Origin of the sequence: Streptomyces sp. NPDC059917, from assembly GCF_042730635.1 — a bacterium.
GTDB lineage: Bacteria > Actinomycetota > Actinomycetes > Streptomycetales > Streptomycetaceae > Streptomyces.
In genome coordinates this window covers 22,806-46,219 of sequence record NZ_JBHWLC010000007.1, presented here as the reverse complement: position 1 = coordinate 46,219, position 23,414 = coordinate 22,806, and the positions used below count along the sequence as shown (strand labels likewise).

General features: G+C 71.6%; 21 protein-coding genes and 1 tRNA gene. 11 read left to right on the top strand and 11 right to left on the bottom strand.

Annotated elements, in window-relative coordinates:
• Positions 1–24: 24 nt before the first annotated feature.
• The 6 genes from efeB to ACFWAR_RS06220 form a co-directional block, all read right to left on the bottom strand.
• A complete protein-coding gene (gene efeB / locus ACFWAR_RS06245) occupies positions 25–1,284 on the bottom strand; it encodes an iron uptake transporter deferrochelatase/peroxidase subunit (protein ID WP_385773629.1) in 1,260 nt (419 codons plus the stop codon).
• Between the two features lie 5 nt (positions 1,285–1,289).
• The gene (locus ACFWAR_RS06240) at positions 1,290–3,224 is read right to left on the bottom strand and encodes a copper resistance CopC/CopD family protein (RefSeq protein ID WP_385773627.1); all 1,935 of its coding nucleotides are present in this window, start codon (positions 3,222–3,224) and stop codon (positions 1,290–1,292) included.
• Positions 3,225–3,246: 22 nt separating this feature from the next.
• Positions 3,247–3,720, bottom strand: coding sequence for a copper chaperone PCu(A)C (locus ACFWAR_RS06235; RefSeq protein WP_385773625.1), 474 nt, complete (start codon positions 3,718–3,720; stop codon positions 3,247–3,249).
• The gene (locus ACFWAR_RS06230) at positions 3,717–4,367 is read right to left on the bottom strand and encodes an SCO family protein (protein WP_385773623.1); all 651 of its coding nucleotides are present in this window, start codon (positions 4,365–4,367) and stop codon (positions 3,717–3,719) included. The genes ACFWAR_RS06235 and ACFWAR_RS06230 overlap by 4 nt, the downstream gene beginning before the upstream one ends.
• A 47-nt stretch (positions 4,368–4,414) precedes the next feature.
• A complete protein-coding gene (locus ACFWAR_RS06225; protein WP_385773621.1) occupies positions 4,415–5,131 on the bottom strand; it encodes a YcnI family protein in 717 nt (238 codons plus the stop codon).
• Positions 5,132–5,245: 114 nt separating this feature from the next.
• Positions 5,246–6,070: a hypothetical protein gene (locus ACFWAR_RS06220; RefSeq protein WP_385773619.1), complete on the bottom strand. Its 825-nt coding sequence runs from the start codon at positions 6,068–6,070 to the stop codon at positions 5,246–5,248.
• Between the two features lie 201 nt (positions 6,071–6,271).
• Between ACFWAR_RS06220 and ACFWAR_RS06215 the strand changes: the two genes are divergently transcribed.
• A complete protein-coding gene (locus ACFWAR_RS06215) occupies positions 6,272–6,763 on the top strand; it encodes an ATP-binding protein (protein WP_385773617.1) in 492 nt (163 codons plus the stop codon).
• Between the two features lie 67 nt (positions 6,764–6,830).
• Here ACFWAR_RS06215 and ACFWAR_RS06210 read toward each other — a convergent pair whose 3' ends face one another.
• A complete protein-coding gene (locus ACFWAR_RS06210) occupies positions 6,831–8,297 on the bottom strand; it encodes an aminopeptidase P family protein (protein ID WP_385773615.1) in 1,467 nt (488 codons plus the stop codon).
• Positions 8,298–8,383: 86 nt separating this feature from the next.
• On the bottom strand, positions 8,384–9,940 hold the full coding sequence (locus ACFWAR_RS06205) for a PP2C family protein-serine/threonine phosphatase (RefSeq protein WP_385773613.1): 1,557 nt from the start codon (positions 9,938–9,940) through the stop codon (positions 8,384–8,386).
• A gap of 407 nt (positions 9,941–10,347) precedes the next feature.
• Between ACFWAR_RS06205 and ACFWAR_RS06200 the strand changes: the two genes are divergently transcribed.
• Positions 10,348–11,133 carry a bifunctional DNA primase/polymerase gene (locus ACFWAR_RS06200; RefSeq protein ID WP_385773611.1) on the top strand — a complete coding sequence of 262 codons (786 nt, stop codon included), beginning with the start codon at positions 10,348–10,350 and terminating at the stop codon, positions 11,131–11,133.
• Positions 11,134–11,259: 126 nt separating this feature from the next.
• The gene (locus ACFWAR_RS06195; protein ID WP_385773609.1) at positions 11,260–11,808 is read left to right on the top strand and encodes a hypothetical protein; all 549 of its coding nucleotides are present in this window, start codon (positions 11,260–11,262) and stop codon (positions 11,806–11,808) included.
• 245 nt (positions 11,809–12,053) lie between these two features.
• Here ACFWAR_RS06195 and ACFWAR_RS06190 read toward each other — a convergent pair whose 3' ends face one another.
• From ACFWAR_RS06190 to ACFWAR_RS06180, 3 genes are all read right to left on the bottom strand, one after another.
• Complete coding sequence (locus ACFWAR_RS06190; protein ID WP_385773607.1) at positions 12,054–13,028, bottom strand: DUF5926 family protein; 975 nt, start codon at positions 13,026–13,028, stop codon at positions 12,054–12,056.
• Between the two features lie 164 nt (positions 13,029–13,192).
• Positions 13,193–13,795, bottom strand: coding sequence for an ATP-binding protein (locus ACFWAR_RS06185; RefSeq protein ID WP_385773605.1), 603 nt, complete (start codon positions 13,793–13,795; stop codon positions 13,193–13,195).
• A gap of 85 nt (positions 13,796–13,880) precedes the next feature.
• Positions 13,881–14,717, bottom strand: a complete 837-nt coding sequence (locus ACFWAR_RS06180) for a glycerophosphodiester phosphodiesterase (RefSeq protein WP_385773603.1) — start codon at positions 14,715–14,717, stop codon at positions 13,881–13,883.
• A 241-nt stretch (positions 14,718–14,958) separates the two neighbouring features.
• Here ACFWAR_RS06180 and ACFWAR_RS06175 point away from each other — a divergent pair, with 241 nt between their 5' ends.
• From ACFWAR_RS06175 to ACFWAR_RS06140, 8 genes are all read left to right on the top strand, one after another.
• Positions 14,959–16,542: a S1C family serine protease gene (locus tag ACFWAR_RS06175; protein ID WP_385773601.1), complete on the top strand. Its 1,584-nt coding sequence runs from the start codon at positions 14,959–14,961 to the stop codon at positions 16,540–16,542.
• A gap of 144 nt (positions 16,543–16,686) precedes the next feature.
• On the top strand, positions 16,687–17,592 hold the full coding sequence (locus tag ACFWAR_RS06170; RefSeq protein WP_354378917.1) for a LysR family transcriptional regulator: 906 nt from the start codon (positions 16,687–16,689) through the stop codon (positions 17,590–17,592).
• Positions 17,593–17,693: 101 nt separating this feature from the next.
• The gene (locus tag ACFWAR_RS06165) at positions 17,694–18,248 is read left to right on the top strand and encodes a cysteine dioxygenase (protein ID WP_385773598.1); all 555 of its coding nucleotides are present in this window, start codon (positions 17,694–17,696) and stop codon (positions 18,246–18,248) included.
• Positions 18,248–19,300, top strand: coding sequence for a YeiH family protein (locus tag ACFWAR_RS06160; RefSeq protein WP_385773596.1), 1,053 nt, complete (start codon positions 18,248–18,250; stop codon positions 19,298–19,300). The genes ACFWAR_RS06165 and ACFWAR_RS06160 overlap by 1 nt, the downstream gene beginning before the upstream one ends.
• Before the next feature lie 187 nt (positions 19,301–19,487).
• On the top strand, positions 19,488–20,429 hold the full coding sequence (locus ACFWAR_RS06155) for a peptidase (protein ID WP_385773594.1): 942 nt from the start codon (positions 19,488–19,490) through the stop codon (positions 20,427–20,429).
• A gap of 46 nt (positions 20,430–20,475) precedes the next feature.
• Positions 20,476–20,565: transfer RNA gene (locus tag ACFWAR_RS06150), tRNA-Ser, on the top strand.
• A gap of 455 nt (positions 20,566–21,020) precedes the next feature.
• Positions 21,021–22,481, top strand: coding sequence for a CHAP domain-containing protein (locus tag ACFWAR_RS06145; RefSeq protein WP_385773592.1), 1,461 nt, complete (start codon positions 21,021–21,023; stop codon positions 22,479–22,481).
• A gap of 74 nt (positions 22,482–22,555) precedes the next feature.
• A partial coding sequence (locus tag ACFWAR_RS06140) for a transglycosylase family protein (protein WP_385773590.1) occupies positions 22,556–23,414 on the top strand: 859 nt, incomplete at its 3' end.

Genomic DNA, 23,414 nt, shown 5'->3' with positions numbered 1-23,414 from the left:
CTGCCCCTTGCCCCGAGGTGCTGTTCATCCTTCGAGCAGCGGCTGTCCCACGTACTCCTCGGTGCGCGGGCCGCGCGGGACGGCGTACAGCCCGCTCGCCTCGTGGCGGATGAACTCCGACAGCGCGTCCCCCCGGTCGAGCTTGCGCTGGACGGGGACGAAGCCGCGCATCGGGTCAGCCTGCCAGCAGATGAAGAGGAGACCGGCGTCGGGGGTGCCGTCGGAGTCGATGCCGTCGTGGAAGGAGAAGGGGCGCCGGAGCATGGCGGCCCCGCCGTTCTGCGCGGGGGCGGAGATCCGGGCGTGGGCGTTGGAGGGGATGACCGGCTTGCCGTCGCTGCCGAACTTGTCGAGCTCCAGCTTGGTGGTCTCGGTGCCGCCGGTCAGGGGCGCCCCGTCCGCCTTCTTGCGACCGATGACCTGCTCCTGCTTGGCGAGCGGCTGCTTGTCCCAGTCGTCGAGCAGCATCCGGATGCGTCGGACGACGGCGTACGAGCCCCCGGCCATCCACGCGTGTTCGGCCGGGCCGGGACCGGCGCCGGGCACGAAGATCCGCTTGTCGAAGTCGGCCTCGGACGGCTTGGGGTTGCCCGTGCCGTCGATCTGGCCCATGAGGTTGCGGGCGGTCATCGGCTTCGCCGTGGCTCCCGGCGTCCGGTTGAAGCCGTTCATCTGCCAGCGGACACGGGCCGCTTCCCCCGCGTCCTTCTGCAGGGTGCGCAGCGCGTGGAAGGCGACGAGCCCGTCGTCGGCGCCGATCTGGACCCACAGGTCCCCGTTGCCGCGCTGGGGGTCGAGCCGGTCCGCCGAGAACTCGGGGAGCGGATCGAGCGCGGTGGGCCGCCGCGCCGTGAGGCCGGTGCGGTCGAAGAACGAGTGGCCGAAGCCGAAGGTGACGGTGAGCGAGCACGGTCCGGCGTCCAGGGCGATCCCCGAGTCGGCCGCCCCCGCCGTGTCACCGGCCATCAGCCGGCGGGCGCTGTCTGACCAGCGGCGCATCAGGGCGACGGCCTCCTTGCGACCCGCCCCGGGGGCCAGGTCGAAGGCCAGGACGTGGCCCTTGGCCTGGAGGGGCGTGGTGATGCCGGCCTGGTGCTCGCCGTGGAAGTCGACCTCGGTGGCGCCGAGTGCCTGCGTCGGGCCGTTGCCGTCGTTCCCGGCGAGCGCGGCGTGCACGAGGGCGCCACCGGTGGCGCCGAGTGCGAGACCGGTGGCGCCCGCGGCACCAACGGTGCCCAGCAGCCGGCGCCGGGAGATCTCGATGTCGGGGTTGCTCTCGGTCATGCTGTTCAGCCGATCTTGACGGTCTTCTGGACGGTCGTCTGGTCGATGTCGGAGGTACGCAGGCTCACGTCGATGCGCCATTCACCGGCCAGTGGCAGCTGGACGCCGGAGGCGCTCCAGTGCCCCGGCGCCGCGTGATCGGGGGCGAGCGGCAGCGGGCCGATGTCCTTGGCGGGGAGGGTGAAGGCGACCTTCACCTCGGGGATGTCGAAGGGCCGCCCGTCCGGGGAGTCCACCCAGACGTGCAGGCTGTTGGCGCCGACCCGGCCCGGGTCCAGTTCGATCCGCACGCTGCCCTTGCCGTTCTGGCCGCCGGTGTCGAAGGGCAGGGTGATCTTCACGGCGCGGTTGGGTACGGCGGTGACCTCGCGGCCGCCCTCCAGCTCGGCGGCCCGACCGGGCTCGGTGCCGGTCAGCAGGGTGGCGACGGCGAGCAGGACGACGGCGACGGCCGCCTCGGCGAGGACGGAACGGCGCAGTCCCGCGCGATCGGGATCGGCGTCCCGGATCCGCTTGTCCCGCGCGCTCTCGCGGGCGGCGCGCTGACGGGCCAGCTGGGCGGCGCGCTTGGCGCTCGGCGGGACGGTGACCGCCGCCTCTGTTTCACGTGAAACATCGCGCTGGGCGACGACCTGCGGGGCGCGGTCGGCCGCGTCCCCGGCCAGTCGGCCGGTCCACTTCCGCGAGACGGAGGCGATGGCGACCAGGACGGCGATCAGAGCGACCTTGACGAGGAGGTACCGGCCGTACTCCGTGCCGGTCAGCGCGGACCAGCTGCCGAGCTGGCGCCAGGACTGGTAGACGCCGGTGGCGGTGAGGACGAGGACGCTGACGAAGGCGACGCGGGAGAAGCGCCGGATGGCTTCGCGCTCGATGTCCGGGACCTTGTGCAGGGCGATCAGCAGCGCGGCGAGACCACCGAGCCAGGTGGCGACGGCCAGCAGGTGCACGATGTCGACCGGCATGGCGATGCCCGGCTGGATGCCCGTGGAGGCGTGCTCGGACAGCGACCAGGTGGCGGCGATGCCGGCCGCGACCACGGCCCCGCCGATGGCCAGCCCGAAGGTGAGGTCGCTGGTGTCCTTGGCGTCCTCCTCGCTCGCGCCGCTGCCCTGCACCTTGCGGGCGAAGGTACCGAAGAGAACGGCCATGAAGAGGGCCACGGCGCCGAGCAGCAGCAGCCGGGACACCAGGGAGGCTCCGGTCTTGGTCTCCAGGACGGCCTTGAGGCCGTCGAGGTCGAAGACGTCGGAGAATTCGCCCGAGCCGGTGTAGGGGTTGCGCAGCACCAGCATGGCGAGCGTGGCGGCCGTCAGCGTCACCCAGGCGCGCAGTACGAGCTTTTGCAGCGGCCGCTCGGCGGCGCCCCGGCGCCAGCACAGCAGGATGAAGGCGGCGCCGCCGACGAGTACGGCGAACCCGCCGTAGGCGGCGTAGCGCGCGATGCCGTAGGCGATGCCCACCGGTCCGCCGCCCGCCACCTGCGAGGGCAGCGAGACGCTGGTCGCGGAGGGGGCGCCGATGGAGAAGGTGAAGGCGCCGGAGACCGGGTGGCTGTCGGCGGAGACCGCCTGCCAGGCCACGGTGTAGGTGCCGTTGGGCAGGCCGCTGTGCAACGCGGTCCCGTAGCGGATGGTGGAGCCGCTGCACAGGTCGCGCAGCTCCCCGGTGTCGATCCGCTTGCCCTGGGGGTCCATGACCCGGATGGAGTCGCCGTTCATGGCGACGGCCTCGGAGAAGGAGAGGGTGACCTGGGCGGGGGCCGTGGCGACCACCGCCCCGTCCCTGGGATCGCTCGCGGTGAGCGCGGCATGTGCCGAGGCCGGTCCGGCCGCGGTGAACAGGGCCGCGGCCAGAGCGGCGAGGACCAGCAGGAGCCGCGGCAGGAATGCCGCCGCGGCCGTGCGGGCCGTGGAAGGGGCGGGGGCGGTGGCCGTCATGGCGTGTCAGTCCCTCGGTCCGTCAGTTGGTTTTCTGCGGCTGGTACGTGCGTTCCTTCACGTCCAACTCGACCTTGACCGGGTCCGACTTCTCGAAGCGCAGCTCGACGGTCACCTTGTCGCCGACCTTCGGCTTGTTCTTCAGGCCCATGAACATGATGTGGTCGCCGCCCCGCGCGAGCTTCAGCTCGCCCTTGGCCGGCACGTCGAGGGCCTGGACCTGCTGCATCTTCTGGTCTTTGGTCTCGTGGATCGTCACGTCGCCCGAGATCGTGCTCGTCACGGCGGTGAGCTTGTCCGCCGCCTTCGAGTCGTTCTTGATGACCATGAACGCGCCGGCCATCTTGTCGTCGATCGGTTCGGGCATGTACCCGCCGCTGACCTTCAGCTCGGGCTTGCCGTCGCCCGCGTCGGAATCGGAGGAGCAGCCGGATATGGCGAGCGCTGCCGACAGGGAGAGGACGGCGGCGATGGTGCGGGTGGTGCGGCGGTTCACGGGTTCTCTCCCTTGATGATCTTCGGCAGATCCTTGGTGTAGTCCTCGACGGTGGTCGACTCCCCGTAGAGGACGTAGCCCTCGTCGGTCTTCGGCGAGAAGGCGATGACCTGCGCGCCGTGCATGGAGACGATGTCGCCGTTGGCCTCCTTCTTGGCGGCCTCGATGCCGATGCCGAGGCTGCGGGCACCTGCCTGGATCTTGGCGAATTCCCCGGTGAGACCGATGAAGGCCGGGTCCTGGGACTTGAGCCACTGACCGAGGGACTCGGGGGTGTCCCGGTCGGGGTCGGTCGTGACGAAGACGACCTGGAGGTTGTCCTGGTCGGCCTTGGGCAGCGCCTTCTTGGCGACGGCGATGTTGCTCATCGTCAGCGGGCAGACGTCCGGGCACTTGGTGTAGCCGAAGTAGATGAGCGTCGGCTTGCCCTTGGTCTGCTCGCGCAGGCTCCACGGCTTGCCGTTGGTGTCGGTGAGCACCAGGTCCGGCTTGTCGAAGGGGCGGTCGAGCACGGTACCCGGCTTGTTCTTGGCGGGGGCGTTGACCTCCGCGAGCGACGTGCTCTTGCCGGTGTCACTGCCGCAGGCGGTGAGGGCGAGGGCGGCCGCCGCCACGAGGGCGGCGACCGTCACACGTGTGGTGCGCATGGGATGTCCCTGAGATCGGGGGTGGTTCGGATATCTGCGGACGTCGGTCAGGACGTGCGACGGCGCGAGGCCACGCCGAAGGCGACCCCGCCCAGGCCGACGACGATCCCGGCGATGCCGAGGGCGCGCGCGGTCGTGTCGGAGCCGGCCGACGCGGTGTTCCCGGCGCCGTCCTCGTGGTCGGTGTTCTTGGCCTCGTCGGCCTTCTTCGCACCGTCGTCGTGGTGGTCGCCACCGGCCGCGGCCGTCAGCTTGAGCACGGGAGCCGGGTTCTGCGGCTCGGCGGCGCCCTCCTTGGCCTCTTCGATCCAGCGCACGACCTCGTTGTTGTCGTAGGTCTGGATGGCCTTGAAGGTGAGCTTGTCGACGTCCGAGGGGAGCTGGCCGATCGAGAGCGGGAACTGCTGGAACTTGCCGGGCTCGATCTTGCCGCCGGTCCAGGTCACCTTGGTGACGGCTTCGTTGATCTGCTTGCCGTGGACCGTGAGCGGCTTGTCGAGCTTGCTCTTCTCCACGGTGACCGTCCAGCCCGGGACGTCCTGCGGCATGACCGAGGAGAGCGGGTGGTCGGTCGGGAAGCTGACTTCGAGCTTGTTGGTCGCGGCGTTGTCGCGCTCGTTCGGGACCTTGAAGTTGATCGTCGCGTAGCCGCCCTTGGCGGCCTCGCCCGGCTGGATGCCGACGTGGGCGAAGGCGGTGCCGGACAGGACGAGGACGGTACCGGCGGCGAGGGCGGCGGCGAAGGAGACGCGAGAGGTCTTCATGGCAGGAACACTCCACGGAAGCAGGGGTGACGGTGGCTCCGGCGCACAGGCGCGCGCGGAGTTCGCGGCACCGGTGCTCCGCCGGGTGTCCCGGGGAGTGGAGGTGGTGCCGCGTCAGGCTGCGAGGGCGAGGGCCGCTGGTGGGCCGCGCCTGATCACCGTGTGGTGGAGTGCCGTCCGGCCGGGGGCCACGGCCCGGTCCGGGGTGCTGCGCGGCGCCCGCGGGGTACGTCCGGGCGTGCCCGGAAGTCCGGCGCCCAGGGCCCGGACGAGGGCCAGGGCGGTCCGCAGGGCGCGGACCGGGGCGGCCGGTGCGGCGAGCCGGGACAGTTCGACGAGCCGGAACAGGGCCGCGTCCCCGCGGCTCAGCAGCCAGCCGGCGACCAGCGCGGCCGCCAGGTGGCCCAGCAGCATCGGCAGGCTGAGCAGCCCGGTCGAGGGAGCCGTGACCGCCTGCGCCACGTGGGCGTGGGCTTCGTGCGCGGGGACGGCGACCGCGGCCGGATTCAGGCCCGCGGTCTCCAGCACCTGTCGGGCGTCCGCCGGGCTGAGGGGTACGGAGTTGCCCCCGCAGATCAGCCGGGCCGCGAGCGCCGCGAGCGAGGTGTCGGAGGCGGCCTGAGCGGAAGCGCCCGCGGCCGCGGAACCGGTGGATGCGCTGGCGGCGCCGTGCTGGCCGAGGCCGAACAGCGTGTGCAGCCCCAGCTGGCCCACGGCGAGGGCGCCGGCGAGCCCCGGCAGGGTGCGCCGACGGCCCGCGAGCAGGGAGGCGACCGCGAACACGGCCAGGAACCCCGCGCAGAGCGTCCACCAGGGAACGGTGGCGCACGAGGCGAGGGCGTGCCCGACGGCGGACAGCACGACGCAGACCGCGGTGAACACCGCGGCCCGCAGGATCCGGAGCCCGGCTCCTGCACGCATCGTGTGGGGGGCAGTCATGGCCGGGCCATCATCGCACTGCGCTTAGGTCTCCCATACGGCAGGTCCGGAAGGTCCCTTGAGTCCCCCTGGACGGAGTCCGCCCGCCAGCGCCCCGGACCGTCGCATACACCGGCGTCCGGGCGGGTCGCATCGGCCGAACGAGCGCTCCGACGGCCGCACGGGGCTTACACAGTGCTCCGGGCGGCAATAGGTAACGGTATGAGCATCTGGTGGTCTCTCCACTTGCGGCGCGAGGCCGCGAGCGTTCCGCTCGCCAGGCGACTGCTGCTGGGGACGATGGAGACCGCGGGGGTGGACCCCGACATCTCCTTCGACCTGTCGGTGGCGCTGAGCGAGGCGTGCGCGAACGCCGTGGAGCACGGAGGTCCGGTGGCCGGGGACGGCGACGACGCCCCCGCCGCAGGCGTCGGGCCCGCTCCCGCCGATCCCGCGGCCTGTGCGGCGTACCGCGTCACGGCCTATCTCGACGGCGACCGCTGCCGGATCGAGGTGAGCGATTCGGGCCCGGGCTTCCCGCCCACGACGGTGTCCCGCCGCAGACCCGCGCTGGCGGAGCACGGCCGGGGGCTGTCGCTGATCGCCGAGCTGGCCGATCACGCCCGGTTCCGCAACCGCCCGGGCCGGGGAGCCGTCGTCAGTTTCGACAAGATCCTCAAATGGCAGGACGGAGCGCTGCTGAAGGCGTCCTGAGCGGCCGATGGGCGGGGTCCCGGTACAGGGGACCCCGCCCATCGGCGGTGGTGCGGTGGCGGAAGGGTCAGCCCTTCAGCGCGGCCATCCAGCTCTCGACCTCGTCGGAACGGCGCGGCAGACCAGCGGACAGGTTCCGGTTGCCGTCCTCGGTGACGAGGATGTCGTCCTCGATCCGGACGCCGATGCCGCGGTACTCCTGCGGCACGGTCAGGTCGTCGGCCTGGAAGTACAGGCCGGGCTCGACGGTGAGGCACACGCCGGGCTCCAGGGTGCCGTCCACGTAGGCCTCGGTGCGGGCGGCGGCGCAGTCGTGGACGTCCATGCCGAGCATGTGACCGGTGCCGTGCAGGGTCCAGCGGCGCTGCAGACCCAGCTCCAGGACGCGCTCGACCGGACCCTCCACCAGGCCCCACTCGACGAGCTTCTCGGCGAGCACGTGCTGCGCGGCGTCGTGGAAGTCGCGGAACTTCCCGCCCGGGCGCACGGCGGCGATACCGGCCTCCTGGGCCTCGTACACGGCGTCGTAGATCTTGCGCTGGATCTCGGTGAACCGGCCGTTGATCGGCAGGGTGCGCGTGACGTCGGCGGTGTACAGCGACTGCGTCTCCACGCCGGCGTCCAGCAGCAGCAGGTCGCCGGAGCGGACGGGACCGTCGTTGCGGACCCAGTGCAGGGTGCAGGCGTGCGGGCCGGCGGCGCAGATCGAGCCGTAGCCGACGTCGTTGCCGTCGACGCGGGCGCGCAGGAAGAAGGTGCCCTCGATGTAGCGCTCGCTGGTGGCCTCGGCCTTGTCGAGGACCTTCACGCAGTCCTCGAACCCGCGGACGGTGGAGTCGACGGCCTTCTGCAGCTCGCCGATCTCGAACGCGTCCTTGACCACGCGCGCCTCGGAGAGGTTCACGCGCAGCTCGCCGTCGCGCTCGGCGGTGACCTTGTCGGCCAGGGCCGCCTCGATGACCGCGTCGTGGCCGCGGACGATCCGGACCGGGCCGGTGGCCTCGGTCAGGGCCTCGGCCAGGGCGCGGACGTCCTTCGCCGGGATGCCCAGGAGCTGCTCGGCCTCGGTGAGGGAGTGGCGGCGGCCGACCCACAGCTCGCCCTGGCCGGACAGCCAGAACTCGCCGTTCTCGCGGTCGGAGCGCGGGAGCAGGTAGATGGTCGCGCTGTGGCCCGTCGGGCCGGTGGGCTCCAGGACCAGGACGCCGTTCTCGCTCTGGTCGCCGGTCAGGTAGGCGTACTCGGTCGAGGCACGGAAGGGGTACTCCGTGTCGTTCGAGCGCGTCTTGAGGCGGCCCGCGGGGACGACGAGGCGTTCGCCCGGGAAGCTCGCGGACAGCGTGTCGCGGCGCGCGGCCGTGTGCGCGGCCTGGGCGATGGGCTCCAGGCCGTGCAGCTCGGTGTCCGCCCAGCCGGTGCGCATGTTCTCCGCGAGTTCGTCGCTGAGGCCCGGGTACAGCCCGTTCTTGCGCTGCTTGTGCGTCTTCTTGGGCTGCTCTTCTTCCGGGGTCTCCGGGGTGAGCTCGTCAGCCACGTCATCTCCTCAGCTACGACAGGACCGGGTACGGACCCCGTCCATCGTATGTGCGAGAGGAAGTGGCCCCGCAGGGCTGTGATAAATCAGTCAAACCGGGCAGCCAGCAGGACGACGTCCTCGGTGCAGCCGCTCGCCGACCCGTTCCCGGTCCCGCCCGTGAAGTCCTCGTCCGGCAGCACGGTGCGCAGGACGTGGTCCACGATCGCGGCCGGGTCCTCGCGGGCGGCCCGCGGTACCGAGGCGGCGGCCGCGTGCAGCCGGGCGTACGCGCGGTCCATGGCGTCACCGGTACGGCGCAGCAGCCCGTCGGTGTAGAGCAGCACCGTTTCTCCGGCGGCGGGCTCGATCTCCACGCTCGGCGCCTCCCAGCAGGCGAGCATGCCGAGCGGCGCGGACAGCGTGGTCTCCACGTACTCGGTGCGGTGCTCGCCGATGAGCAGCGGCGGCGCGTGTCCGGCGCCCGCCAGGAGGATCTTCCGGGAGCCCGGCTCGCAGTAGGCGAAGAGCGCGGTGGCCGACCTCGCGGGCTCGGTCAGCCGCAGCAGCAGCTCCAGGTCGGAGAGGACCGCGACCGGGTCCTCGCCCTCCATCACGGCGTACGCGCGCAGCGAGGCCCGCAGTCGGCCCATCGCGGCGATCGCGCTGGGCCCGGCTCCGGTGACGGACCCGATGGCCAGTCCGAGGGCGCCCTCGGGCAGCGGCAGGGCGTCGTACCAATCGCCGCCGCCGTGCGGTCCGGTGTGGTGGCGGGCGGCGAGCTGGACCCCCGGTACCCGGGGCAGCCTGCTCGGCAGCAGTTCCTCGGCGACGGTGGCGAGCCGGGTCCGGGCGCGCTGGGCTTCCAGGACGCGGGCCAGGTGCTCGGCCCCGTGCCGTACGTAGAGACCGGCGAGGTCGCGCTGGCGGTCGCTCGGCTCGACCTGGTCCTCGTACAGCCAGACGACGGCGCCGAGGCGGCCGGTGGCCTCGGCGGTCAGCGGCAGCGCGTAGCTGGCGGCGTAGCCCAGACGCGCCGCGACCTCGCGGTGCTGCGGGTCGACGGGGGTCGCGTACCCGCCGCAGCCGGGGGGCGCGCCGACGTCCGGGAGCACCTCGGAGCCGCCGGCGGCGCCGGGGGTTCCGTCGAGGATGCGGCCGTACGAGGTGGCGGCGCGCGGCACGGTCTCGATGTGACCGAGGTCCGCGCGGCTCAGGCCCAGCCCGATGGTGGTGGCGGGGCCGAGGCCGTCGACGGGCTCCAGCACGATCAGCCCCCGACGGGCGCCGACGAGCGCGGCTCCGGCGCGCAGGAACTCCTGGAGGCAGGAGTCGAGGCCGGCGGACCGGGCGAGGCGCTCGGTCAGCTCGTGCAGGGTGGTCAGGTCGGAGACCATGCCCGCCAGGCGGTCCTGGATCAGGGTGCTGGGGGCGGGTACCGCGGTCGGTGTGGGAGCGGTGCGCGCGGGCACGGGCGCCGCAGTGTGAGGGGAAGCCGTAACTACTGAATCGATTCCAGCCACTTTCGGCGGATGCGGGGCGCTCATGGCGTCCGGCTTTCCACCTGGTGCGATTCGCCGAATAGCATCGCAAACCCCCAGATCGTTCTGCGCCGCCATCAATGGATCCACATCTACACGCACACGTGGATCGATGTCCAGCATTGCCCAGGTGGGAATCCTGGTGTCCGTGAGACGACAACTCACCGTTCGGTCAAGGGTAAAACTTGGCCGGAAAAGGTTGGATGGGATGCCTTTTTGCGGTCGACTGGACGGGCGTCACCGTCGGCACGGGTACGTAAGCGGTGGTGCGCGGGGTGAGTTGACGCCACCCCGGACCCGCCGGGAACCGTCCGGTACGGGCCGCCGTCCTTAGCGGCGGCGGCTGGGCGCGGCCCGTCACGGGTCGCGCACCGCCCTTGCTGGACGTTCCATGGACCCGTACGACGACTGCACGAACCGTGTGAACCTGCTTCTGGCGGAACAGTGACGCGAAACGTGTACGTGTGGTGAAACACCGCATACATGGTGTGATGTGGCCCTCGGCGTTCAACGGAAAGGAACGAGCGCTCATGCGCGAGATCCTCGGAAGGCGTCTCCAGCGACTCCGCAGTTCCCTTCGGACCGCCCAGTCCCTTCGGACGCTCCAGTCCCTTCGGACCCTCCAGCCTCTACGGACCCTCCAGTCCCTCCGATTCGCCCAGCGGGCCGGGTCCCGGCCGGGGGCCGCCCCCGCCCACCCGCCGTCCCTCGACGCCGCATTGGTGTGCGCCGCCGACTGGGCGTGGCCCGTGCTCCCCGGTGTGGGCCTGGCCGGCGCGGACGGTGCGCGCTGCGCGTGCCCGGACCCGGACTGCGTGGTTCCCGGCGCCCACCCCTTCGACCCGGGCCTCCTCGCGGCCACCACCGACCCCCGGATGGTGGGTTGGTGGTGGACCAACCGGCCGAGCGCTCCCCTGCTCCTGGCCACCGGCGGGGCCGCTCCCTGCGCGGTGAGCCTGCCGGCGGCGGCGGCCGCGCGGGCGCTGGTCCGGCTCGACCAGCGCGGCCTGCGGCTCGGTCCGGTCGTCGCGACGCCCACGCGCTGGTCGCTGCTGGTGGCGCCGTACTCGCTGGAGCGGCTCGGCGAACTCCTCTACGCCAAGGACCACGTGCCGTCCTCGCTGCGCTTCCACGGCGAGGGCGGGTACCTGCTGCTGCCGCCCTCCGCCGCGTCCTGCGGCGGCCAGGTGCGCTGGGAGCGGGAACCGGTGGCGCAGGACGGGCCGCCGTGGCTCCCGGAGGTGGAGGCGGTCGTGGACGCGCTGGTGGAGGCGAGCACCGGAGCGCCGGGCGGCGGCAGCCGACTTGCGTACTGACGCTCGTACGGGCTCATCGGCGGGCCGACCGCCGAATCACTCGAACGGGTGTCACCAGTGCCCGATTCCAAGGGAATTGGGCGCGGGCATCTCCGGGGCCCATCGCCGCATCGCTATCTTCGGCGAATGAATCTCCGCCTGATCGGTATCGGCGCCGGTGTGCTGATCATCTTGTCGCTTCCGCTCGCGGGTGCGATCGCCGGACCGGACCTCGCCGCGCGGGACGACGGAAAGGGCGGCGGACTGCTTTCCTCGCTGGGGCTGTCGGATCCTTCCGGTCGCCGGGGCGGGTCGAAGGCGGCGCCGCCCGGACCGGCCGAGCAGCCCCGCACGGACTCGCGCTGCGGCCCCGAACTCTCCTCGCCCCAGGGGGTCGAGGCGCAGACGTGCGTGCTGACCGGCGAGGGGCAGAGTTGGGGGCGCAGTTACTACCGCAACACCAGCGGGCGGGCGTTGGAATCCGTACTGACCGTGATGGGGCCGGCGGGTCGGACGGTGCAGATCCGCTGCGCGATCGGGACGGGCGACGAGCCGGGTCTGTGCGAGACGCCCAAGGAGGACTCCCTGGGAACCCCGGACCGGTACAGCGCAGTAGCGGAATTTGCAGTTCCGGATGCTGAAGGACCCCTGCTCCTGCGGTCCGGGAGCAACTCACCGGGACCGGGCGGCGGTTGAGCGCCACCGGAAATGGAAGGGCCCGGTCGCTGGCGACGGGGGATGCACCAGCGACCGGGCTACAAGAACGGTAACAAGAGATCGCCTGTTCGCAAATTCGATCTCGGATATTCGGACATCGATTTGCAGACGATTAGCGGGAGTTGTGACTCCGGTCACCGCCCGTGGCGCGCTCCGGGAGGGCCCGCGGGGGCCTTCGGGGGCCCGTGCGGGCCCGTCGTGGGCCCGCACGGACGACCCCGGGGTCAGCTCAGGGTGACCTGGCGGTTGGTCAGGCCGCCGCGTGCCCGGCGCTCCTCCGGGGTCAGCGGGGCGTCCGTGGTCAGGGCCTTGGCGAGGCGCTCCGCGAGCCGGGCCGCGGGCTCTTCCGCCTGGTCGGCGGTGTAGCCGACGGGCAGGTCCCAGACGGGGACCATCAGGCCGTGCGCGCGGAAGGAGCCGACGAGCTTGGTGCCCTCGCCGAGCGAGGACTCGCCCGCCGCGGTCAGCCGCGCCAGGGCGTCGAGCAGCTGCTCCTCGGGGTGCGGCATGACCCAGCGCAGGTGGTTCTTCTCCGGGGTCTCGCACCAGTAGGCCGCGTCGACGCCGGTGAGCTTGACGGTCGGGATGGCGGCCGCGTTGGCGCGCTCCAGCGAGGCGGCGATCTCCGGGGAGGCGGCCTGGGCGGTCTCCGCATCCGGAATCCAGAATTCGAAGCCGCTGTGTACAACCGGCTCGAAAACGCCGTCCGGGTCCAGGAGATCCTGAAGTCGGGGCCCCTCGGCGGGCACGCGGCGGGCGGCGATCGGGTTGCCGGGCTCGGCGACGAGCGCGCGCTCCAGGGTGTCGGCGAGGTCGCGGGCGAGGTTCCCGCTGGAGGACTCGTTCTGCAGGCCGAGCAGGACGGACCCGTCCTCGCGGCGCAGCGCCGGCCAGGCCATGGGCAGTACGGTCACCAGCGTGACGGACGGCACGCCCTCGGGCAGGCCGCCCTTGAGGGTGAGCGGGATGGTGGCGGCCGGCACCAGCTCGCGCAGCGCCACCCAGTCGCACTCGGACGGCAGGCCCTCGAAGGGGCGCTGCACCAGCTCGGTGACGGCATGTGAGGCGGCGGCGCCGTGACAGGCCTTGTAGCGGCGCCCGGATCCGCAGGGGCAGGGCTCGCGGGCGCCCACCACGGGGATCTCCCCGTCCTTGAGCTGCGGCTTTGCAGTCTTCGCTGCGGGGCGCTTCTTGGCCATCGTGGGTGTCTCCCGGTTGCGGCGGTACGTCGGTACGTGACGGCGCGAGCCTAGCCGTTCGTGCCGCCGCAACCGGGCGGGTGCGGCCGGGAGCGCGGTCGCAAGCACGGTCGGCGTGTGCTCCCGGGCGCGCGCTCGGGTCGGAGCGCGGGTGCGGGATCGGGTCAGGGATCCAGGTCGTCGAAGGGGGCGGCGAAGGCGATCGCGGGCGCAGCGACGCGCGTAGCGAAATCGTCGTGACGGGGTCCGCACGCGACCGTCACCCATACGGTGACCTCGCCGCCCGCGCCGTCCCGGACGCCCCAGTCCTGGGCCAGGGCGCTGATGATGTTCAGCCCCCGGCCGCCGCGCGCGGTGACCGAAGGCGTGGCCGGAACCGGGCGGGTGGGCCCGCCCCCGTCCGTGACCTCGACCGTCAGTCGCCCCGCCTTGTCGACGCGCCATGCGGCGCGTATGTCCCCGGCGCCGATCTCCTGGGTGCCCAGGGGCCTGCCGTGCCGGCAGGCGTTGCTGAGCAGTTCGGAAAGGATCAGGACGGCATCGTCCACGACCGAATCGGGCAGTCCGCCGATACGCAGCTGCTCACGCATGCGGTGCCTCGCCGTGCCCACGCCCGCAGGGCCATGGGGTACGGCCATGCACGACGACGTGGGCACCTCCTGTGCCATCACCAACGTCACCCCCGGAACCTCCTTAGCCCCACGCCAAGGTCTGGATGCCCCATTGGCCTGGACCGGAAACCGCCGTGGCGGGGGCCTCTGACGCATTCATGACGACTGAATGCGGAGCGGATGCGCCGGTGCACACCCTGTCACGGGAGGTGAAGGGGGGACGGGTGGGCAAAAGGGGGCGTCAGCGGCCAAGTTGTGACAGAACTTGGCGGGGTCGGTTCGTGATGATTGCTTCCACACCCAGATCAGCGCAGAGCTGAACGTCCTCGGGTTCGTTCACGGTCCACACGTGGACCGAGTGCCCGGCGGCTTGAAGTTTGCGGATGAAGCCGGGGTGGCTGCGGACGATCCGCATGCCCGGCCCGGCGATCCGGACCCCGGCGGGCAGCCGCCCGTCGCGCATCCGGGGCGATACGAACTGCATCAGGTACACGGTCGGGATCGTCGGCGCGGCCGCGCGGACCCGGTGCAGGGAGCGCGCGGAGAAGCTCATGATCCGTACGGGGTGGGGGCCCTCGGCGGGCGGGGAGTCCAGGCCGAAGCGCTTGAGCAGGAACAGCAGCCGCTCCTCCACCTGTCCGGCCCAGCGGGTCGGGTGCTTCGTCTCGATCGCGAGCTGCACCGGCCGCCCGGCGTCCGCGACCAGCTCCAGCAGCCGCTCCAGGGTGAGCACGGAGGTGCGCTCCGGATCGGGCTCCTTGCCGTACTCGCCGGCGGCGCCCGCTCCGGCGTCCCAGTCGGGGGACTCCTCGCGGTCCTTCCAGGAGCCGAAGTCGAGGGCGGCGAGATCGGCCAGTTCCAGGGCCGAGACCGCGCCGCGGCCGTTGGACGTGCGGTTCACCCGGCGGTCGTGGACCAGTACGAGATGGCCGTCGGCGGTGAGCCGGACGTCGCATTCGAGCGCGTCCGCTCCGTCCTCGACGGCTTTGCGGTAGGCGGCCAGGGTGTGCTCGGGGGCGTCCTCCGAGGCACCGCGGTGGGCGACGACCTGGATGGGGCGCGGCGTTGCGTGGGTCACCGGGTCATGGTGCCAGGGTCCGGCCCTCCGGCGTGGGGCGGGACCCTGGAGATGCGTCCGAAATGCCCGGCATAAAGGATGGGGTCAGGACACACAGGTCCGGCTTACAGTGCTCTGACGGTTGATGGGAAAGGCTTTGCCCAGGAACTTGTACGACCGGTCGAACGTTCAGCCGGACCGATGTCCCACCGGATGTACCGTCCGATATCCAACACGCCGTGTGTGACGAGGAGAGAGCGCTGTGAGCACCGAGAACGAGGGCACCGCGGCCCCGACGCCCCCCGCGGCCCCGTCCGCACCTCCCGTGCCGGTGGCCGCGCCGACCCCCGAGCCGGTGGCCCCGGCGGATGCGGCCCCCGTGGACGCACCCCCCGTGGACATGGGCAAGGCACCGGTCGCCGCCGACCAGGGGTACGCCGCCGAGCCCGCGACCCAGCAGCTCCCGCCGACCCCGCCGCCCGGGGCCGAGCCGACCCAGCAGCTCCCGCCGACCCCCGCCGCGGACCCGTACGGGGCTCCGGCCGCGGCTGCGGTCCCGGGCCCGCCCGCGGCTCCGTACGGCGCTCCCGCCGCGCACGGCGCGGAGGCCTGGCCGCCGCCCCCGCCGGCCGTTCCGGCGTACGGAGCCGGGGGCCACGACGGTGGCAACGGCGCCGGGGTCTGGGGCGCTCCCCCGCTCGGCGACGGCGCTCCGCAGCACAAGGCGAAGGGCCGGGGCGGCCTGATCGCGGCAGTGCTCGCGGCCGCACTGCTCGCGGGCGGCGTGGGCGGCGGCATCGGCTACAAGCTCGCCGACGGCAGCCTCGACGGTTCCGGATCCACCACGGTCAACTCCTCCGGCGAGGCGCCCAAGGACCTCAAGCGCGAGCCCGGTTCGATCGCGGGCCTGGCGGCCAAGGCGCTGCCCAGCGTCGTGACCATCGAGGCCCAGGGCGGTGACGGCGAAGGCGGTACGGGTACCGGCTTCGTCTACGACCAGGAGGGCCACATCCTGACCAACAACCACGTCGTGGCCTCCGCCGCCAACGGTGGCAAGCTCTCCGCCACCTTCTCCAACGGCAAGAAGTTCGACGCCGAGGTCGTGGGCCGGGCCCAGGGCTACGACGTGGCCGTGCTGAAGCTGAAGAACCCGCCGGCCGGGCTCAACCCGCTCCAGCTCGGTGACTCCGACAAGGTCGCCGTCGGTGACACGACCATCGCGATCGGCGCGCCCTTCGGCCTGTCGAACACGGTGACCACCGGCATCGTCAGTGCGAAGAACCGCCCGGTGGCCTCGGGCGACGGCGCCAGCAACAAGAACTCGTACATGAGCGCCCTCCAGACGGACGCCTCGATCAACCCGGGCAACTCCGGCGGTCCGCTGCTCGACGGGCGCGGCGCGGTCATCGGCATCAACTCCGCCATCCAGTCGGCGGGCAACGGCGGCTTCGGCGGCGGCCAGGCCGGTTCGATCGGCCTCGGCTTCGCGATCCCGATCAACCAGGCGAAGAACGTCGCCCAGCAGCTCATCAAGACCGGCAAGCCGACCTACCCGGTGATCGGCGTCTCCGTGGACCTCCAGTCCAAGACGGACGGCGCGAAGATCTCCGAGCAGGGCGCCGCGGCCAACGAGCTGGTCGACCCGGCCGGTCCGGCGGGCAAGGCCGGCCTCAAGCCCGGCGACGTGATCACCCAGTTCGGTGACAAGACGATCGACAGCGGCCCGACGCTCATCAGTGAGATCTGGACGTACAAGCCCGGTGACACGGTGAAGCTGACGTACTTGCGCGGTGGGAAGCCGACCACGGTCGACATCACCCTCGGGTCGCGGGTCGGCGACAAGTGATCCCCGGCGTGTGATCCTGGGCGAGTGATCCAGGACGAGTGAGTCCGGGCGACGGATGGTCCGGGCCACAGGAAATCCTGTGGGGAGGGGCCGTAGGCGCGATTGCGCCTACGGCCCCTCCCAACGTCCGCTTATGCTTCGGTCGTGTTCGATTCGCGGCACATACGCACGTTTCACGAGGTGGTCGCCTCCGGGTCGTACTCGGCGGCCGCCCGCGTCTTGGGCTACACCCAGCCCGCGATCACCCAGCAGATGAAGGCCCTGGAGCGGGCCGTCGGCACCCCGCTGTTCACCCGGGTCGGCCGCCGCATGCAGCTCACCGAGGCGGGCAATTCGCTGGCCAGGCACGCGGAGTCGATCCTCGGATCCCTCTCCGCCGCCGAGGCGCAGATGAAGGCCTATGCGCGACTGCGCGCCGGCAGGGTCCGGCTGTGCGGATTCCCCAGCGTCAACGTCACCCTCGTCCCCGAGGCGTTGAGCGGGCTCGCCAAGGACCACCCCGGCGTGCAGGTGGAGCTCTTGGAAGGCGAACCCCCGGACTCGCTGCGCAGGCTGGAGCGCGGGGAGTGCGACATCACGCTGGCCTTCACCTATCCCGGTCTCCACGAGGAGATACCGGAGGAGGTGGCCGAGGTGAAACTGCTGGAGGACCAGCTGACGGTGCTGCTGCCGACCGGGCACCCCCTGGCCCGCCGGCGCGCCGTGCACCTGGCGGACCTCGCGGAGGAGCGCTGGATCGCGGGCTGTCCGCGCTGCCGGGCCAACCTGCTGCACGAGTGCGCCGAGCTGGGCTTCGTCCCCGACATCCGGTTCTCCACCGATGACAACCTGGTCGTGCAGAGCCTGGTGGCCCAAGGGCTCGGTGTGGCCATGATGCCGGCGCTGGTCCTTCCCTCGCTCTCCCTGAACAAGGTGTGCGGACGGCCGCTGGCGCCGATGGCCCGCCGCCACATCGCCGCCTACGTCTACCGGGACCACCTGCGGATACCGGCGACGGCGGCCGTCCTGGACGAGCTGAAGCGGGTGGCCGCCAACCGCGTCGGCTGCTGACCCGACGGACGCCTCCCCTCCCCCAATCCATAAGCGGCACTTGGGATTTCGGGTGGAAACTGTCGTTGGACGTGATGGATCGGCTGCCCGATGCTGCCGATATGACCACCACCACGCCGGCCCGTACCACTGCGAGGATGGCCGCCCTCGTCGCTGAGATCCGTACGGTCGTGGACCGGGGGCTCGCACCCGACCTCACCGCCTATCTGGTCGGAGAGCTCGTCGGGCCGCAGCTTGGTACGCCCGACCTGCTCACCGACGAGCAGTGCGAGGGCCACACCGACCGCTACCGGCAGCACATCCTGCACGCGGAGCCGGACGGCAGCTTCTCGGTGGTGGCACTGGTCTGGCTGCCCGGCCAGGAGACGAGCATCCACGACCACGTGTCGTGGTGCGTGGCCGGAGTCCACGAGGGCACGGAGAGCGAACGGCGCTACCGGCTCGCCCCGGCAACGGGCACCGCGGGAGCCCGGCTGGTGGCCACCGAGGAGATCCTCAACGGTCCCGGGGACGTCTGCGGCTTCGCGCCCCCCGGCGACATCCACAAGGTCCGCAACTCCTGTCGTACCAAGGCGATATCCCTCCACGTCTACGGCGCTGACGTCGCCCGCCTGGGAAGCAGCGTCCGGCGGGTCTACACGCTCCCCACCGACTGATGGCGCTGCTGCACCGGTCCACACCGCGGGTCGATGGGGATCGGCCTGTTTCACGTGAAACACCCACCCCCTGGCCCGGATTGGCGGCCGCGGTGGTCGGGGCCGCGATCGCCTGGGCGATCCACTGGCTCGTGCCCGCGGTGCCCTGGCTCACCGCGTCGGTGGTGCTGGGCATCGCGGCCGCGCATCTGCCCCGGATCCGCACCTTCGTCCGCGGAGCCGCCCGGCCGGGCCTTTCGCTCGCCGGTCGGCGGCTGATGCGGATCGGGATCGTCCTGCTGGGCCTGGGGCTCGGCCTGGACGACGTGTTGGGGCTGGGCTGGGCCACGGTGGCCATGGTCGTCGCCGTGGTCGCCGCGACCTTCCTGGGCACGCTGTGGCTGGGCCGGAGGCTCGGGCTGCGCGGAGACCAGCCGCTGCTGATCGCGACGGGGTACTCGATCTGCGGAGCCTCGGCGATCGGTGCGGTCAGCGAGGTCTCCGGCAGCGACGAGGAGGACGTGGCCGCCTCGGTGGCCCTGGTGACCTTGTGCGGCACCCTCGCCATCGCGGTCCTGCCGCTGCTCCAGGGGCCGTTGGGGCTCACCGACCCGGAGTTCGGCCGGTGGGTGGGGGCCAGCGTGCACGACGTCGGCCAGGTCGTGGCCACCGCTCAGACCGCCGGGCCGGACGCGCTCGGCGAGGCCGTCCTGGTCAAGCTGATGCGGGTGGCCCTGCTGGCCCCGCTGGTGGCCGCCGTGGCCTTCTCGCTACGGGCCCGCCGACGCGGGATGCGCAGCGCCTCGGGGCGGCGACCGACACCGGTTCCGCTGTTCGTCGCCGGGTTCCTGGCGGCGGCGGCGCTGCGCGCCACCGGGGTCGTGCCCGAGGCCGCACTGGAGTGGGCCCACTCGGCGCAGGAGGCCCTGCTGGCCGCCGCGCTGTTCGGTCTGGGGAGCGCGGTGCACCTGCCGACGCTGGCGCGGACCGGAGGGCGGGCCGCGGTGCTGGGCCTGAGCTCGTGGGCCGTGGTGGCGGGGGTCTCGTACGCCGGGGTCCTGCTCACCATGTAGCGCGTGGCGGGGCCGAGTTCGGCCGTAGCGGGCCGAACCGGCCAATCGGGGCGACGCCCGCTGACAATCGCGCACCACCGTGCCACGCTGCCCGGGCAATCCGCACTGCCGATCCGCACCGACAACTCTTCCTACCCCACCCCTGCCCGGGTCCCACGGGCCCAGGGCACGGCAGAAGGAGTCATGCGTGAATCGTCATCGAACGGCCGCGTCCGTCCTCCTGGCCGCAGGCGCCCTGATCGCGGGCGTGCTCACGGCCGCGCCCGCGTCCGCGGCGTCCCCCCTCGCCCCGGACCCCGGCTTCTGGACGGCGGCCCGGATGAGGGCGGCCACCCCGCTCGACGTGACGGCGGCCCCCGGATCCACCCGCGGCGCGCCGACGGCGGTCGCCGCCCCCACGACGATCGCTCCGACCGCACCCCAGCCCCAGGCTTCCCCGAGCGCGTTCCCGCAGGCGGGTGGCGCCTGGACGGGCGGCGGGGCGATCGTGAAGACCTCCGGCCGGGTCTTCTTCACCATGGGCGACCGCACGGCCTCCTGCTCCGGCGACTCGATCACCAGCGCCAACGGCAGCACGGTCATCACGGCTGGCCACTGCGTGAAGTACCAGGGCGCCTGGCACACCAACTGGATCTTCGTCCCGGCGTACAACAACGGCAACGCGCCGTACGGCCAGTGGTCCGCCACCAAGACCCTCGCGACCGACCAGTGGGTGGCGAGCGAGGACATGAACATGGACGTCGGCCTCGCCGTGGTCGCCCCGCTCGGCGGCCGCAAGCTCAGCGAGGTCGTCGGGGCCCAGGGCATCCAGTTCAACGGCGGCTACAACAAGAAGATGTACTCCTTCGGCTTCCCCGCGGCCGCTCCGTACGACGGCACGAAGCTCGTCTACTGCAGCGGCAACACGGGCAAGGACTTCCTCCTCACCAAGGACCACAGCTTGTCCTGCAACATGACGGGCGGCTCCAGCGGTGGCCCCTGGCTGCAGAACTTCGACGAGGCCTCCGGCCTCGGCACGCAGGTCTCGGTGAACAGCTTCGGCTACACCTTCCTGCCGAACCGGATGTACGGCCCGTACTTCGGCGACGAGGTGAAGGCGGCCTACGACAGGGCCCAGACCTCCTCCTGACCGCAGCCCCCGTGCACCCCACCTGCCCGGTACTCTGTACCCGCCAGGTGGGTTGCCCGAGCGGCCTAAGGGAACGGTCTTGAAAACCGTCGTGGCAGCGATGTCACCGTGGGTTCAAATCCCACACCCACCGCCAGCTCAGCGAACGTGCTGACCAGAAGGGGTGCCCCTCACGGAGGGGCACCCCTTCTGCGTTCACCCGGTCTCACCCCGGATGTGATCCACAAGGACGCTCCGGCGCGGTGGAGCGAGTACGGCGCACCGCAGCGCGGTGCTCCGCACCATGCGCTCGCGGTGACCTCGGGCCGAGGACACGGGAGGCCCGCGGGGCCTGTCCGGGGTCGCCCGGTTGGACGGATGGGGTCAGAAGCGGTTCCGTCCAGCGAAAAGCCCTTATACCCGCCCTGAGCAGCGGCGATGCTGGTGAGCGCCGGTAGGGGGCGCCTCCCGGCGACTCAGACCGGACGGAGCGTCACCGCGGGACGCGAGACCGGATCCGTGGGCCACCGGTCCACACCGTCGTCCTCAGCCCGTCCGCCCTTCCCCGTGTCGACCCTGCCCGTCGTCGCAGCCTCGTCTTGGAGATCCCGCATGCCCGTGAAGCCCGTCCGCCGTGCCCTGAACACCTCGATAGCCCTGGCCTCCGTCGCCCCGGCGCTGCTCCTTGCCGCTTCGGCCGCTTCGGCCAGCGGCTCCGGGATCGTCGACACCGCCCGCGCCAATGTCGGTGACGGGGCCTGTTCCACCAACAGCGCGGGCGGCACCGGCTTCTACTCGAGCTGCACCGGCAACTTCGGTACTCCGGAGGCGTGGTGCGCCGACTTCGCGAAGTGGGTGTGGTCCCGCAATGGCGTCAACGTCGCCGGCCTCACTCCGGCCGCCGGCAGCTTCGGGACGTACAACGGCGGCCTCGGCAGCACCCCGCACGTCGGCGACGCGGTCGTCTTCAACTACAACGGGGCGGGCTACGCCGATCACGTCGCGATCGTGGCGTCGGTCGGCAACGGAACGATCACCACCATCGGCGGCAACGAAGGTGGTGTGAGCGGCAACTTCTCGGCCACTTCGCGGGTGAAGGAGTCCTCCCCGTTCAACTCCGCGGTGGGAAGCGCCGCTCGTGGCCAGACCATCAGCGGATACGTGTCCCCGATCGGCGGAAGCGAGCCCACTCCCCCCGCGGAGACCGCGGCCGTGAACGTGCAGCTCGACATCGCGGGTTCCGGCGGTTCGATGCTCAGCCAGTTCGGCAACTACGAGCAGGGCCGGTTCAACCCGAACTGGACGGACGTCGGCGGCGCGGCCCTGACCAAGGTCACCAGCACCACGGTCGGCGACACCGTGCACTTCTACGGGATCGCCGACGGCCGGGTGTACGGCCGGGACCACTTCTCCGCCTCCAACACCTGGACCCCGTGGGCCGAGATCCCCGGCGGCGCGAGCGGGGTCAAGGACATCGCCGCGAGCTCCAACGGCAAGAACGTGGTCCTGTCGGTCATCGGCGGGGACGGCGTCCTCTACACGCAGTACGGAAACTATGAGCAGGGCCACTTCGACCAGAGCTGGATCAAGCGCAACGGCGTCGGCCTGACGAGCATCACCTCGGTCAGCGGCAACAGCAACACGATCCGGATCTACGCGGTCGGTAGTGGCGGCCGGGTGTACGGCGAGGACTTCACGCTGTCGACGAACAGCGTCGGCGAGTGGGGCGAGATCCCCGGCGGTGTGCAGGGGGTCAAGGACATCGCCGCCAGCGCGAACGGCACCAACGTCGTCCTGTCCATCGCAGGGGCGGACGGCGTCCTGTACACGCAGTACGGAAACTACGACAAGGGCCACTTCGACCAGAGCTGGATCAAGCGCAACGGCGTCGGTCTGACCAATGTCACCTCGGTCACGGGCAACAGCAACACGATCCGGATCTACGCGGTCGGCGGTGGCGGCCGGGTGTACGGCGAGGACTTCACGCTGTCGACGAACAGCGTCAGCGAGTGGGGCGAGATCCCCGGCGGCGCGGCCGGGGCCAAGGACATCACCGCGTCCATGTCGCACTGACCCAGCACCAGCCCCACGCCCCAGCCCATGGCGCCCCTGCCGCCGTGGCCGCCGCACCTGATCGAAGGATTCCCATGCTCCGCACCGCTCGCGCGAAGTACGCTCCGGCCGTCGCGCTCACCTCGCTGATCGCCGTCACCGCATCGATAGCCGGGGTGGGACCCGCATCCGCCGCTTCCGTGAGTACGTGGGACAGGGTCGCCCAGTGCGAGAGCGGAGGCAACTGGAGCATCAACACGGGCAACGGCTACTACGGTGGTCTGCAGTTCAGCTCGGGTACGTGGGCGGCTTTCGGCGGCACCGGGTACGCGTCGCAGGCCCATCTCGCGACGAAGCAGCAGCAGATACTCATCGGCGAGAAGGTGCTCGCGGTCCAGGGCGAAGGGGCCTGGCCGAGCTGTGGACCGAATGCGGCACTGGGGTCCGACCACGCCGATCCGTATCCGCAGACTCCGCCGACTCCCGCCACGCGCAATGTGCAGCTGGACATCGTGGGTGGCGACGGAGGGATGTACAGCCAGTTCGGGAACTACCAGCAGGGCCGTTTCAACGGGTCCTGGGCGACGGTGGGCGGCGCCTCACTGACGAAGATCACCAGCGCGAACGTCGGCGATGACCTGGTGCACTTCTACGGGGTCTCGGGCGGCCGGGTCTACGGGCGGGACCACGTTCCCTCGGAGAACCGGTGGACCAGCTGGGCCGAGATTCCCGGTGGTGCGACCGGGGTGAAGGATGTCGCGGCGAGTACGAGTGGGAACAACGTCGTGCTGTCGATGGTGGGCGGGGACGGTGTGCTGTACACGCAGTACGGAAATTACGACCAGGGTCGTTTCGACGCGGCTTGGACGAAGCGCAATGGGGTCGGTCTGACGAGTGTCACGTCGGTCAGCGGCAACAGCAATACGATCCGGATCTACGCGGTCGGTGGTGGTG

Coding starts and splice junctions, on each gene's coding strand:
- efeB (WP_385773629.1), bottom strand. CDS start 1,284: ATGACCGAGAGCAACCCCGACATCGAGATCTCCCGGCGCCGGCTGCTG.
- ACFWAR_RS06240 (WP_385773627.1), bottom strand. CDS start 3,224: ATGACGGCCACCGCCCCCGCCCCTTCCACGGCCCGCACGGCCGCGGCG.
- ACFWAR_RS06230 (WP_385773623.1), bottom strand. CDS start 4,367: ATGCGCACCACACGTGTGACGGTCGCCGCCCTCGTGGCGGCGGCCGCC.
- ACFWAR_RS06225 (WP_385773621.1), bottom strand. CDS start 5,131: ATGAAGACCTCTCGCGTCTCCTTCGCCGCCGCCCTCGCCGCCGGTACC.
- ACFWAR_RS06220 (WP_385773619.1), bottom strand. CDS start 6,070: ATGACTGCCCCCCACACGATGCGTGCAGGAGCCGGGCTCCGGATCCTG.
- ACFWAR_RS06215 (WP_385773617.1), top strand. CDS start 6,272: ATGAGCATCTGGTGGTCTCTCCACTTGCGGCGCGAGGCCGCGAGCGTT.
- ACFWAR_RS06205 (WP_385773613.1), bottom strand. CDS start 9,940: ATGCTGGACATCGATCCACGTGTGCGTGTAGATGTGGATCCATTGATG.
- ACFWAR_RS06200 (WP_385773611.1), top strand. CDS start 10,348: ATGCGCGAGATCCTCGGAAGGCGTCTCCAGCGACTCCGCAGTTCCCTT.
- ACFWAR_RS06195 (WP_385773609.1), top strand. CDS start 11,260: ATGAATCTCCGCCTGATCGGTATCGGCGCCGGTGTGCTGATCATCTTG.
- ACFWAR_RS06190 (WP_385773607.1), bottom strand. CDS start 13,028: ATGGCCAAGAAGCGCCCCGCAGCGAAGACTGCAAAGCCGCAGCTCAAG.
- ACFWAR_RS06185 (WP_385773605.1), bottom strand. CDS start 13,795: ATGCGTCAGAGGCCCCCGCCACGGCGGTTTCCGGTCCAGGCCAATGGG.
- ACFWAR_RS06165 (WP_385773598.1), top strand. CDS start 17,694: ATGACCACCACCACGCCGGCCCGTACCACTGCGAGGATGGCCGCCCTC.
- ACFWAR_RS06160 (WP_385773596.1), top strand. CDS start 18,248: ATGGCGCTGCTGCACCGGTCCACACCGCGGGTCGATGGGGATCGGCCT.
- ACFWAR_RS06145 (WP_385773592.1), top strand. CDS start 21,021: ATGCCCGTGAAGCCCGTCCGCCGTGCCCTGAACACCTCGATAGCCCTG.